General features: G+C 64.1%; 11 protein-coding genes. 5 read left to right on the forward strand and 6 right to left on the reverse strand.

The genetic code is table 11. The features are described from left to right. Positions 1-10 precede the first annotated feature (10 nt). A complete protein-coding gene (hutH, locus tag G7068_RS05005) occupies positions 11-1,597 on the reverse strand; it encodes a histidine ammonia-lyase (RefSeq protein WP_166289775.1) in 1,587 nt (528 codons plus the stop codon). 164 nt (positions 1,598-1,761) lie between these two features. Here hutH and G7068_RS05010 point away from each other — a divergent pair, with 164 nt between their 5' ends. Together G7068_RS05010 and G7068_RS05015 are read left to right on the forward strand one after the other, a co-directional pair. Beyond that, on the forward strand, positions 1,762-2,757 hold the full coding sequence (locus tag G7068_RS05010) for an agmatinase family protein (RefSeq protein WP_166289778.1): 996 nt from the start codon (positions 1,762-1,764) through the stop codon (positions 2,755-2,757). Positions 2,758-2,933: 176 nt separating this feature from the next. After that, positions 2,934-4,295, forward strand: a complete 1,362-nt coding sequence (locus tag G7068_RS05015; protein WP_166292998.1) for an amino acid permease — start codon at positions 2,934-2,936, stop codon at positions 4,293-4,295. Positions 4,296-4,471: 176 nt separating this feature from the next. On the opposite strand, the gene G7068_RS05020 is transcribed toward G7068_RS05015, so the two are convergent. Genes G7068_RS05020 through G7068_RS05030 form a run of 3 tightly spaced genes read right to left on the reverse strand, consistent with a single transcriptional unit; the run spans position 4,472 to position 7,947 of the window. Next, positions 4,472-5,857 (reverse strand): amino acid permease, encoded by a 1,386-nt coding sequence (locus tag G7068_RS05020; RefSeq protein ID WP_166289781.1) that lies wholly within the window; start codon positions 5,855-5,857, stop codon positions 4,472-4,474. 57 nt (positions 5,858-5,914) lie between these two features. Beyond that, complete coding sequence (gene kynU, locus G7068_RS05025) at positions 5,915-7,192, reverse strand: kynureninase (RefSeq protein WP_205881352.1); 1,278 nt, start codon at positions 7,190-7,192, stop codon at positions 5,915-5,917. A 44-nt stretch (positions 7,193-7,236) separates the two neighbouring features. Then, positions 7,237-7,947: a cyclase family protein gene (locus G7068_RS05030; protein WP_166289784.1), complete on the reverse strand. Its 711-nt coding sequence runs from the start codon at positions 7,945-7,947 to the stop codon at positions 7,237-7,239. Between the two features lie 104 nt (positions 7,948-8,051). Here G7068_RS05030 and G7068_RS05035 point away from each other — a divergent pair, with 104 nt between their 5' ends. After that, the gene (locus tag G7068_RS05035; protein WP_166289787.1) at positions 8,052-8,525 is read left to right on the forward strand and encodes an Lrp/AsnC family transcriptional regulator; all 474 of its coding nucleotides are present in this window, start codon (positions 8,052-8,054) and stop codon (positions 8,523-8,525) included. Between the two features lies 1 nt (position 8,526). Here the strand turns inward: G7068_RS05035 and G7068_RS05040 are convergent, their stop codons facing one another. Both G7068_RS05040 and G7068_RS05045 read right to left on the reverse strand, forming a co-directional pair. Next, entirely contained in the window at positions 8,527-9,231 is a 705-nt protein-coding gene (locus G7068_RS05040) for a uracil-DNA glycosylase (RefSeq protein ID WP_205881353.1), read from the reverse strand. A 2-nt stretch (positions 9,232-9,233) separates the two neighbouring features. Then, positions 9,234-10,001 (reverse strand): SDR family oxidoreductase, encoded by a 768-nt coding sequence (locus tag G7068_RS05045; protein ID WP_166289790.1) that lies wholly within the window; start codon positions 9,999-10,001, stop codon positions 9,234-9,236. Positions 10,002-10,316: 315 nt separating this feature from the next. Between G7068_RS05045 and G7068_RS05050 the strand changes: the two genes are divergently transcribed. Beyond that, a complete protein-coding gene (locus tag G7068_RS05050) occupies positions 10,317-11,645 on the forward strand; it encodes a bifunctional o-acetylhomoserine/o-acetylserine sulfhydrylase (protein WP_166289793.1) in 1,329 nt (442 codons plus the stop codon). 169 nt (positions 11,646-11,814) lie between these two features. Further along, on the forward strand, positions 11,815-13,020 hold the full coding sequence (gene metX, locus G7068_RS05055; RefSeq protein ID WP_166289797.1) for a homoserine O-acetyltransferase MetX: 1,206 nt from the start codon (positions 11,815-11,817) through the stop codon (positions 13,018-13,020). Positions 13,021-13,047 lie beyond the last annotated feature (27 nt).

Genomic DNA, 13,047 nt, shown 5'->3' on the forward strand with positions numbered 1-13,047 from the left:
AGCCTACCCGCTAGCCCAGCGGCGCTCCAACGGCACGCTCGACGGTCTCGCGCACAGCACCGCTAGCCACAAACTCGTAGGCAGCCGTAATAGTCGGTGACAGGAAGGCATCGGTGTCGGGCGCGGCAATCTCGGTGCGGAAAAGTGCGTGCAGCGCAGCGGTTGCTGGGCCGGGCTCGCCCAGCTCGGCGTCGGCGGCGCGGAAATCGAGGGCGCGGGTTGAAGCGAGCAGCTCGATCCCGAGCACTCGCGAGAGCCCGTCGAGCCCACGACGCAGTTTGCGAGCGGCGTGCCAGCCCATCGATACGTGGTCCTCCTGCATGGCTGAGGACGGGATCGAGTCGACCGAGGCGGGGGCCGCGAGGCGCTTGAGTTCAGAGACGATGCCCGCTGCGGTGTACTGGGCGATCATCAGGCCGGAGTCGAGGCCAGCGTCGGCCGCGAGGAAGGGCGGCAGACCGTGGTTGCGCGCGACGTCGAGGAAGCGGTCGGTGCGGCGCTCAGAGATGCTCGCGAGGTCGGCAACGGCAATCGCGAGGAAGTCGAGCACGTACGCGACGGGGGCGCCGTGGAAGTTGCCGTTTGACTCGACACGACCGTCGGGCAGCACCACCGGGTTGTCGATAGCGGAGACAAGCTCGATCGAGGCGACCCGCTCGGCGTGGGCCACGGTATCGCGCGCGGCACCGTGCACCTGCGGGGCGCAGCGCAGCGAGTAGGCATCCTGCACCCGGGTGAACTCACCCTCGCGCGGCCGCTGAATGAGCGACGAACCCTCGAGCACTCGCAGCATATTTGCGGCGGCGGCGGCCTGACCCGGGTGCGGGCGCAGCGCCTGTAGCTCGGGGGCAAACACGGCATCGGTTCCGGTGAGCCCTTCGACACTCGCGGCGGCGGCAATGTCGGCCACCTTTAGCAGGTCAGTCAGGTCGTGCAGCGCCAGACAGAGCATGCCGAGCATGCCGTCGGTGCCGTTGATGAGGGCGAGCCCCTCCTTCTCGGCGAGCACCACGGGTGTGATTCCGGCTGCGGCGAGCGCCTCGGCCGCGGGAATGGGTGCGGCGTGCGGATCCTCACTCACCCGCACTTCGCCCTCTCCCAACAGGGTGAGCGCGCAGTGTGCGAGCGGACTCAAATCACCGGAGCAGCCGAGTGAACCGTACTCGTGCACAACGGGGGTAATTCCCGCGTTCAGGATCGCGGCGTAGGTCTCTGCGACGATGGGTCGCACGCCGGTGCGGCCGCTCGCGAGGGTATTGAGGCGCAGCAGCATGAGTGCACGCACGACCTCCCGCTCGACCTCGGGACCGGTTCCCGCGGCGTGCGAGCGAATCAGGCTGCGCTGCAGTTGCTGCCGCTTCTCGACGGGAATCTGCACTTTGGCGAGGGCCCCGAAACCGGTCGAGACTCCATAGTGCGGCTTAGTGTCGTTGGCGAGGTCTGCGATGACCTGCTGGCTCGCTGCGATGCGGTCGAGCGCACCAGAGCCGAGCACAACCGCAGCGTTCTCCCGCGCAACGGCAACAACGTCGTCAACGGTGAGCGAGGCTTCGCCCAGGGTGATGGGCGAGCGCGAAGACTGTGAGTGATGTTCCATACATCGATCTCAGCGCACCCGGGCCGAACTCGGCAGTGGCTGTAGACTCGATGCGTCTGGGATACCAGACTGGCTATAGGAGGATCACCATCACGTCCGGGATCACAGACGGAGGCGCGAGCTCTGCAAACCCGTCATCGCGCGCGCTTGCTAGCGTCACTGGTATGAGCACCGATGCCCCAGCTTCCGCGTCCACCACTTCACCCGCCGCGCTATCGCACGATCCCGAGTGGCCGCGCACCGGAGGCTGGAGTTCGCCCTCACCGTCCGAACAGGTGGACCTCACCCTCGTTGGGGTGCCAACCTCTCGCACGTCCCTCTCCCCCAGCAACGCGCACGAGACGCCGGCCGCCATTCGCGAAGCTCTCCGCCGGTACTCAAGCCACATCGTCGCGCCGGGCCAGGCTGGCACCCGCGGCAGCGAGGCCGATCTTGTGCTCGACGAGGCACTCCGCATCGTCGATGCCGGTGATGTTGTAGAACCGGATACTGAAGCGGGCGAAATGACGGCTGCCAAGAGGATCGTTGAGCTTTCGAGTCGATCCGAGCTCGTCGTGGCACTCGGCGGCGACAACGCCCTCACCGTGCCCGCAGCACTCGGCATTGCGGGCTTCGGCACGGAGAACGACACACTCAAGACCGCGGGCCTCATCACCCTCGACGCACACCACGACCTACGCGATGGCCGCAGTAACGGCTCACCTGTGCGCAGGCTCGTTGAGGCCGGGCTCGATCCCCGCCGCATCGTGCAAATCGGGATCGCGGACTTCGCAAACTCCCGCGCCTACCGCCAGCGCGCCCGCGACTGGGGCATCACGGTCATCCACCGCGATGAACTCCACGAGCGACCGCTGCGCGAGATCGTGGCCGAGGCCCTCGAAGTCGCGGGTGCTGCGGGCGGCCCGATCCACGTTGATCTTGATGTAGATGTCTGTGACCGTTCAGTCGCCCCCGGCTGTCCGGCCTCGATCCCGGGCGGAATCCAAGCGCACGAACTGCGCACGATAACCCGCCTACTCGCACAGGATGCCCGTGTGCGAGGCATCGACCTCGCCGAGGTTGATACGACCGCCGACACCCCTGACGGTCGCACTGTACGACTCGCTGCGCTCTGTGTTCTCGAGGCCGCAGCTGGCCTCGCCCACCGGCTCGGCCGCTAGAACGATCCCTCATCCCTTCCGGCACGACGAAAGGTGCTGCAGTGACCACGACCAACACCGGTCGCAACGACGCGATCGCAACCCCCAATACCGACTCGCACGAGGGTCAAGGATCCTCTGACGCCCCGCAAGACGGCGGCCTCAAGCGGGGCCTCTCCTCACGCCATATCCGCTTCATGGCGCTCGGCTCGGCCATCGGCACGGGCCTGTTCATGGGCTCCTCCGGGGCGATCCAGACCGCGGGGCCCGCGGTGCTGCTCGCCTACATCATCGGCGGCGCCGCCGTCTTTATGGTGATGCGCGCGCTCGGTGAAATGATCGTGCGTCACCCGGTGTCTGGCTCTTTCGGGCAGTACGCCTCGCGCTACATCCACCCCTTCGCGGGCTTTCTGGTCGGCTGGACCTTCGCATTTGAGATGTTTCTCGTTGCTGTGTTCGACGCGACCGCCATCGGCGTCTACATGGGGTTCTGGTTTCCGCAGGTGTCGCAGTGGGTGTGGGTGCTAGCGGTGGTGTTCTTCATCGCGGCCATCAATATGGTCGGCGTGAAGGTGTTCGGCGAACTTGAGTTCTGGTTTGCCCTCATCAAAATCGTCGCCATCATCGCGCTCATTGCCGCAGGTGTGGCGGTCATCCTCTTTGGCTTTGGCATTGCCGGTCACGAGGACATGGGTCCGCAGAACCTTGTGGATCACGGTGGCTTCATGCCCAACGGCATCTGGGGTCTGCTCGCGTCATTCACCATCGTCATGTTTGCGTTTGGTGGCATCGAGATTATTGGCGTGACTGCAGGCGAGGCACAAAACCCCAAGAAGGTCATCCCGAAGGCGATCAACTCGGTTCCGATCCGCATCCTGCTCTTCTACGTACTCACGCTCGGTGTCATCATGATGATTCAGCCGTGGACCGACATTACCGGCGCCACAAGCCCGTTTGTGTCGATCTTCGAGTCGCTCGGCTTCCAGGCTGCAGCCGCGGTCTTCAATGTGATCCTCATCACCGCCGCACTCTCGGCCATGAACGCCGACATCTTCGGGGCAGGTCGCATGATCCACGGCCTCGCTGAGCAGGGCCAGGCTCCGAAGTCGTTCATCAAAACAACACGCAACGGTGTGCCAATCATGACCGTCATCAGCATGATCGTTGCTCTCCTGATCGGGGTAGTGCTCAACTTCTTCTACCCCGACCAGGTGCTCTTTTTGCTCGGTGCACTCGCAACGTTTGCGACCGTGATGGTGTGGCTCGTGATCTTGGTCGCCCACATTCGCATGAAGCGCGAGATTGCTCGCGAACAGCGCCTGCCGAGTGAGTTCCCCGTGCCACTGTGGCCTGTTGCCTCGTACCTGACCGTCGGCTTCATTCTCTTTGTGATTGTGATGGTGGGCATCGTGCCAGACTCCCGGCCCGCGCTCTGGGTGGGACTCATCTGGGTCGTGATTCTCACCCTGTGTTACTTCGGCCTTATTCGCGGCCAGGGTCGCAAGCCGCACTACCTCGTTGACCAGACGGAACCGATCTCGGTGCTGCCCGCCCGCTGATCTCTCCCCTCGCCCCGCACCCGCACCCCCAAGCGCAAGCGTTCGCGCACGCGCACGCGCCGCCACCCGTGGGGTGAACGCAAATTGCCCTTATGGTCGCACATAAGGGCAATTTGCGTTCACTCGAGCGGGTGAGCGAGCGAACGAACGAGCAAGCAAGCGACAAGGCTTCCCCGTCACACCACTTCTTGAAGTGCGGCAGCCTTGCGCCGGCGCAGTATGAAGTACGCGATCAGCGTCAGTAGCAGGCACGGGAGGCCAAAGATGAGCGTCGCCCGAAACTGCTCAGTGAACAGTGTCGACACCATAATCGCGATCATGAGTACTGCGCCGAGCACTGCTCCGATGCGGGATCCCCGAATCTTGTAGCCGAGGGTCTCGCCGTCGGCCGCGATTTTGCGGCGAAACCAGATGTGGGTCACAAAGATCATGAACCAGGTGAAGAGCGCCCCAAACATCGAGATGGCGAGCATCATGGCGAAGGCATCACCCGGAATCAGCAGGTAGACGACGGTCGCGACCGCGATCCCCGCGCTTGAGAGGATGAGGGCGTTCAGCGGGGCGCCGTTCGCGCGCACCTTGCCGAAGACCTTCGGGGCCTCCCCAGCACGCGACAGCGAGAACATCATGCGCGTCGAGATGTAGAGCTGACTGTTCATTGCCGACAGCGCCGCGACGATCACCACGAAGTTGAGGATCGAGTCAGCGTATGGGATCCCGATCACCTGCATCACGGTCACAAAAGGGCTGCCGCCCGCGAGAATCTCAGAGACCGGTGCGATAGAAACGATGAGCGTCAGCGTCAAGAAGTAGAACACCAGCAGCCGGAACATCGTCGCCTTGAACGCCTTCTTCACGGCCTTCTCGGGCTCTTTCGCCTCGCCCGCAGCAATCGCGATCATCTCGATGCTGAGGTAGCTGAAGATCGAGACGATCACGGCAAACCACATGCCGGAGAGCCCGTTGGGCATGAAGCCACCCTCGGCGGTCCAGTTCTTCACCCCGTAATCCTGGTTTCCGGAGAAGAACACCAGCCAGGCGGCCACCACCACAAAGGCGAGGATCGCAAACACCTTCGTCGCCGAGAACCAGTACTCGAGCGTGCCGAAGCTCTTGACGTTCATCGCGTTCACGCCGATCAGCGCACCCGCAAAGAACAGCACCCACACCAGGGGCGGTACTCCGGGGAACCAGAACTGCATGTACTCGCCGATGGCAGTCACCTCGGTGCCAACCGCGAGCACGATGCAGATCCAGTACATGTAGCGCGTCAAGAAGCCGTAGAGCGGCCCTAGGTAGTGCTCGGCGTAGGCACCGAATGACCCCGAGATGGGGTGCCGCACGGTCATCTCGGCGAGCGCCGCCATCAGCATGAGCGCGATCGCACCGCCGATGAGGTAGCTAATAATGACACTCGGGCCAGCGAACCCAATCGCAAATTTGCTGCCGAGAAACAGGCCCGTGCCGATCGCACCTCCCAGGGCGATCATGCCGAGCTGTCCGGCGGTCAGAGTCTTCTTCAGACCGATCTCTCGGGTCTGAATGTCTGAGAATTCAGCCATGTCAGAGTCCTCTCTGTTTGCGTCTTTGCAATGGGGGTTGTGGGAAGGGAGGCAGGTCTAGGTGACCGCGCCGCGGAGTTGGAACTCGGGGTTGTTCCAGGGTTCTTCAGCGAGCACCTGTCGGAGCGTTTCAACCGCGTCCCAGATGTCTGCGTAACCGAGATAGAGCGGCGTGACACCGAAGCGCAGCACCTCGGGCTCGCGGTAGTCACCGATCACACCGCGCGCGATCAGCGCCTGCATCACGGCGTAACCTTCGGGGTGCTGGAAGCTCACGTGGCTGCCGCGCTCCGCGTGGTCGCGCGGTGTGATCAGGGTGAGCGAGCTGTTCGGGATCCGCTCCTCCACCAGCTGAATGAACAGCGAGGTGAGCTCAAGCGACTTTGCACGCAGCGCCGCTTCGTCGACGCTGAGGGCGATGTCGATGCCGACCTCCATCGTGGCGAGCGAGATGATCGGCTGTGTGCCCGTCAGAAACTTGCGGCCGGTCTGGGCGGGCGCAAAACTCTCGGCCATGTCGAAGGGCCTGGCGTGGCCCCACCAGCCTGAAAGCGGTTGTTTTGCCCGCGCAAGGTGACGATCAGCCACCCACACGAACGCGGGCGAGCCGGGGCCTCCGTTCAGGTACTTGTAGGTGCAGCCGACCGCGAAGTCGGCGTTGGCCTCGTCGAGGGCGACGGGCACGGCACCCGCCGAGTGGCAGAGATCCCAGATTACGAGCGCACCCGCGGCGTGCACCTGCGCGGTCACCGTCGGCAGATCCCAGATGCGGCCTGTGCGGTAGTTGGCGTGTGTCAGCAGCACGACAGCAACGTCGTCGCCGAGCGCGGCCTCGAGCGTGAGTTGCTCGTCGATGAGCCGCAGCTCGTAGCCGCGATCGAGCAGCTCGATCATGCCCTCAACGACGTAGAGGTCACTCGGAAAGTTCTCGCGCTCAGAGATGATCACGCGGCGATCGGGGTGATCCTCGCGCTGCATGTCGAGTGCGGCGCCGAGCGCCTTAAACACGTTGATCGAGGTGGTGTCGGTCGCGACGCACTCCCCCGCGGTTCCACCGATGAGGCGGGCGAGTTTGTCGCCGATCCTCACCGGCAGATCGAACCAGTGATAAGTGTTCCAGCTGCGCACGAGGCCCTCGCCCCACTCTTCCGCGATAACCTGCGCCGCGCGAGCGGGCGCGTCTTTCGGCAGCACCCCGAGCGAGTTGCCGTCAAGGTAGATGACCCCCTCGGGCAGGCTGAAGCGGTCGCGGTACTGCGCGAGCGGATCGTTGCGGTCTGCGGCTACGCAGCCTTCGCGGTTCTGGATCTGGGTCTGGGTTTGAGTCTCGGTCATGGTGTTTCCTTGCGAATCGATTCGGGGTGAGGTGAGTGCAAAAGTCAGTCGGCATAGCCGAGCACGGCGCGCACAGGGGCCGCGTCGGCTCCGCGCCACGGGATCGGCAGCGCAGTGAGTTGGGCGATCCCCTCCTCGGCGTGGGAGAGGTCGAGGCCCTCCAGCATCACAACGCCCGCGTCAATGGCGGCGTGGTGCGCTGGCAGCTCGGTGCTGCGCTCGGGGTCAAAGGAGGCAAGGTCGAGGCCCAAGAGGCGGCCGCCCTGTTCTCCGAACCAGCGAACGAGTTCGGGATCAATGCCGGGCGTCTGCGGATCCCACACCGTCATTGGAGCCGCGCGGTGGCGCAGCAACAAGCGCTCAATTGGGCCGCACTCAAGGTCTTGCTCCGACAGCTTCGCGATCCGCGTCCACACCTCGGCAGCAGGCGCGTACCCGTGGGGCTGAGAGCCGCGCTCAAGCAACCCCGACACGTCGACAACCAGACACTTGCCAAGGCAGGCATCGATCGGGGTGCTCTCGACGCTCGGAGCCCCCTCGCGCACGTGAGAGGGAGCGTCGATGTGCGCCCCGATGTGCGTTGTTATTGTGACGGTGCTTACGGAGACAGAGTCGCCTGAAGAGAGGTTCCAGCGGGGATCTCGCTGAAACCCCTGGTCTCCGGGCCAGACGGCGGTGCCAGCCTCAATCTGCGGGCTGATATCGATGTAGCGCACCAAGCTTCCCTTCGTCGCGAACAAGCATGCAGCGTTCATTGTGGCAAGATTGTCGAGACTGAAGGCATCTTTTCGGATTCAGTACGCACAGATGCACCAAAACTGGATATTCAGCGAAACCCTCGACCTGAAACGAGTCTCCCTTGGAAACACTTCAGCTGTCAGACATCGACCGCCGCATCGTCGCCGCGCTCGCGCAGTTCGGGCGCATTCCCTACAAAGAACTCGCCGCAGAGGTTGGTATTCCAACCTCCACCTGCCACGGCCGCGTGCGCGCGCTCGAGGAGCGCGGTGTGATCCGCGGGTACCGCGCTGACATTTCACCCGAGGCAATCGGGCAGAGTGTGAGCGCGCTCATCATGCTTCGTGTGCACAGCCACCAGCGGGATCGGGTGCCGACGCTCACCTCGCAGTTGCAGCACATTCCCGGCGTGCAGCAGGTGTTTCTCATCGGTGGCGACAAAGACCTGGTGGTGCACGTCGCGTGCGAGAGCGTGCCTGCGCTACGCACTCTTATTGCCGAACACTTCGGATCCAACTCAGCGCTCGCACAAACCCAGACCCAGATCGTGTTCGAGCACCTGCCCGGCCTGACGCCGCTCTCGGACGCGGTCTGAGCTACACGCGCCAGTCGACCGGCGAGGCTCCCTGTGCTTCAAGCGCCGAGTTTGCGCGACTGAAGGGACGCGATCCGAAAAAGCCGCGCGATGCCGAAAGTGGCGAGGGGTGCGGGCTTTCAATGCGTGGAATCTCGTTGCCGGTCGCAGGGTCTCGCAGCATCGGCGCGAGGGATCGCGCGTCGTTGCCCCACAGAATCGCAACGAGCGGGCCCCCACGGGCCACGAGCGAGCGAATAGCTAACTCGGTGAAGGCTTCCCACCCTTTACCGCGGTGCGATCCCGCATTACCCGCACGCACGGTCAACACCCTGTTGAGCAGCATCACACCGTGGTCGGCCCAGGCGGTGAGGTCGCCGTGCGGGGCAGGCGGAATGCCGAGGTCGTCGTTCAGCTCGCGATAGATGTTCTGCAGGCTGCGCGGGATCGGGCGCACGTCTGGCGAGGTTGCAAACGAAAGTCCGATTGCGTGCCCGGGGGTGGGGTAAGGATCCTGCCCCACTATCAACACACGCACATCGGCGAGCGGCCGCTGAAACGCGGCGAGGATCCGATCCCCCGCCGGCAAAATCTGCTGGCCCGAAGCGCGCTCACTATTCAGAAACTGGCCGAGTGCCGCGAGCTGATCTCCCATGGGAGCGAGTGCCTCTGCCCAGTCGGCAGCGATGATTCCGTTCTCGGCCATCTCGCCGAGTGTCATTGCCACGGTCACGCCTTTGGCACCAGCGGGCCGCGGTGCGTGTGGAACACACTCGACTGGGCAACTGGCCGCAGCACGATCAGATCCTGGTTCACGTGTGCGGGCTGCTCGAAAGCGCCAGCGATCACGGTCGCCACGTCTTCTGCCGTGAGGGGCGTGACGTCGACGTAGGGTTTCGCAGCGGCTTCCGCGTCGCCGCGCAGCCGTTTGAGTGTGAACTCTTCCGTGTGCACGAGCCCGGGGGCCACCTCCATCACACGGATTGGCTCACCCGCGAGCTCAAGCCGCAGCACATTGGTGACAGCGTGCGCGGCAAACTTCGCGGCGTTGTAACCTCCGCCGCCGGGGTAAGCGTCGTGCCCGGCTGTCGAGGTCAGGTTGAGGATCGAAGCTGAGCCGGTCTGGCCAGCACCCTCTCTCAGCACGGGCAGCATCGCGGCCGTGACCGTGCGCAGCCCGATGACGTTGACCTCAAACATTCTGCGCCAGTCATCGTTCGACGAGTGCTCCACGGAGTCCGCGCCGACCGCTCCACCCGCGTTGTTCACGAGGCCCGTGGCGCCGCCGGTCTCAGCAACTTCCGCGACCATCCGTGCAACCTGGGCCTCGTCGGTCACGTCACAGACGATGATGTGGGCACCGGTCTCGGCGGCGAGCGCCCGCAGCCGATCCTCGCGGCGCGCAACCGCAACCGTCTGCCACCCGAGCTCCGCAAACCGCTTTACTGTTGCCGCTCCGATTCCAGAGCTCGCCCCGGTCACCACTACACGTTTCATTCTGCGCCTTCCGCTCAGCTTGGAGCTCTACATAACCGCGCCCGAGGTAGGGGCGTGGCTCACGCATTTCAGCATACGGGACCCCGTACATCTGCATGCTGTGCCCCATCCCGCGCTCCCCCTCCCTCCCCCACAAATCGGGTGTAGCCATATGAACAGTTCACCCCTCGCCAACTGTTCATATGGCTACACCCGATTTGTGGGGCTACAGTGTCTCCGAGAAAGTTACGCGTCGTGTCGCGCACCATTGCCATTGTCGAAAGCGCTACGTACTCTCGATCTCAGCACCCGCCGCCACACCACCAAGGAGTTACCATGACCGAGCAGACCGCATGGGGTTTTGAGACCAAGCAGATTCACGCCGGGCAGCAGCCCGATCCCGTCACCGGGTCGCGCGCACTGCCGATCCACCAGACCTCTTCTTTTGTGTTTGATGACACGGATCAGGCCGCTAACCGCTTTGCGCTCGCAGAGCTCGGCCCCATCTATACCCGCATCACCAACCCCACGCAGGCCGTAGCCGAGGAGCGCATCGCCGCGCTCGAGGGCGGCACGGCAGCACTACTTCTCGCGAGCGGTCAGGCTGCCTCGACCTTCGCCGTGCTCAATATCGCAAACGCGGGCGACCACATCGTCTCCTCCAGCTCGATCTACGGCGGAACCTACAACCTGTTTAAGTACACACTCGCGAAACTCGGTATTGAGGTCACGTTTGTGGAGGATCAGGATGATGCTTCTGCCTGGCAGCGCGCCGTTCGCCCGAACACAAAGCTCTTCTTCGCTGAGAGCATCGCAAACCCGCGCTCCAACATTCTCGACATTCGGGCCGTCGCCGACGTTGCTCACGAGAACGGGTTGCCCCTGATCGTCGATAACACCGTCGCGAGCCCCTACCTCGTACGCCCACTTGAGCACGGCGCCGACATCGTGCTGCACTCCGCCACGAAGTTCCTCGGCGGACACGGCACGACCCTCGGCGGTGTCATCGTTGACGGCGGCAAGTTCGAGTGGTCGAAGCACGTCGACAAGTTCCCGGGACTCACCGAGCCCGATCCCTCTTACAACGGTGTCAGCTACACGGGCGCCGTCGGCGACGGCATCGCCTACATCATCAAGGCGCGCGTGCAGTTGCTGCGCGACCTCGGCTCGGCCATCGCCCCACTCAGCGCGTGGTTGCTCTTGCAGGGCATCGAGACACTGTCGCTGCGCATCGAGCGCCACGTGCAGAACGCGCAGGAGGTCGCCGAGTGGCTTGATTCCCACGACGACGTCGCCACCGTTTACTACTCGGGACTCCCCACGAGCCCCTGGTACGCGGCAGCAAACAAGTACACCCCCAAGGGTGTCGGTGCGGTGCTGTCATTCGAGTTGAAGGGTGGCGTTGACGCCGGTCGCGCGGTCGTCGAGAACGTCGAGCTCTTCAGCCACGTCGCGAACATCGGTGACGTGCGCAGCCTCATCATTCACCCGGCCTCGACCACCCACTCACAGCTCACCCCTGAGCAGCAGCTCACGGCGGGTGTCACCCCTGGCCTGGTGCGCCTCTCGGTGGGCCTCGAGCACATCGACGACATCAAGGCAGACCTGGAGAAGGGGTTCGCGGCGGCCCGCGAGGTCGTTGCGGCCTCGTCGGCGAGCGCCTAACCAGCGCCCGGCACTAGGCACCCCGTGCCCACCTCTGCGGTGAACGCATCTCAACCAAATGAGAATCCATAAGGTTGAGACGCGTTCACCGCGGCACCTGAGGCAAGATAAGTCAGCACTTCTGTAACAAAACTCCGGCCGCTCCAAGAACCCGGCAGAATGAGGAGTTATGGACTGGCAGACCCCTGAGGACTCGTTCCCCACCGATTTCATCACTGACGCGCAGTTGCGCGCGCTCATGGGCCGTCCGCCAATCTCGGGCGGGTGGCGCGACGGGGACCCCGTGGGTGAGCGCAAGTTCGTGAACATTGGCACGGTCACAACCGAGCAGGGTGAAGAGATTCCCAACACCCGCATCGCGTACGAGTCCTTCGGAGAACTCAACGAGCAGCGTGATAACGCCATCCTGGTCTTCCACGCACTCACCGGCGACAGCCACCTCATCGGCCCAGCGGGGCCGGGCCACCCCACCGACGGCTGGTGGACCGAGATCGTGGGGCCGGGCAAACCGCTCGACACCGATCGGTACTGCATTGTCGCCCCCAACGTGCTCGGTGGCTGTCAGGGATCAACCGGACCGGGGTCACTCTCCCCCGGCGGCCACGAGTGGGGTGGGAGTTTTCCGTACCTCACCGTCAGGGACCAGGTGGCGGCCGCAGCGCGATTTGCCACTGAGCTCGGGATCGACCGCTTCCACACCGTCATCGGCGGCTCGATGGGTGGCATGCACGCCCTTGAATGGGCGATCTCACACCCGGATCGTGTCGAGCGCCTCGCCGTCATCGCGGCGCCCCCGGTCACAACCGCGGACCAGATAGGCCTCAACCTCGTGCAGCTTGAGGCCATCCGATCCGATCCTTATTACCACGGCGGTAACTACTACGACGCCCCAGACGGCACGGGCCCGCACCACGGCCTCGCAACGGCGAGACGCCTTGCGCTTCTCAATTACCGCAGCAACACCGAACTCGACGATCGTTTCGGTCGCTCCTGGCAATCGGCGGTGAGCCCCCTCGGCAAGGGTGGCCGTTTCGCGGTTGAGTCCTATCTCGATTTCCACGGCAACAAGTTCACGAGGCGTTTCGATGCCAACAGCTACGTCACACTCGTGCAGGCGATGAACTCGCACGACGTGGGCCGTGGACGCGGCGGCGTGCGCGCTGCACTCTCCACGCTGCAGCTACCAACACTTGTGCTCGGGATCCCGAGCGATCGCCTGTTTACCCTTGAGGGGCAGGACGAAATTGCGCGGCACACGCCCGGCAGTCTCGACGGCGATCGAGCCACCCGCATCGACTCCCCGTTCGGCCACGACGCGTTTCTTATCGAGTTTGCACTGGTTGGCGCGCAGCTCGAGCGGCTGCTCAAGCTGTAGGGATTTCTTCACCACCCGTCGTTCCCA

The sequence above is a fragment of the Leucobacter viscericola genome (assembly GCF_011299575.1).
Classification (GTDB): Bacteria; Actinomycetota; Actinomycetes; order Actinomycetales; family Microbacteriaceae; genus Leucobacter; species Leucobacter viscericola.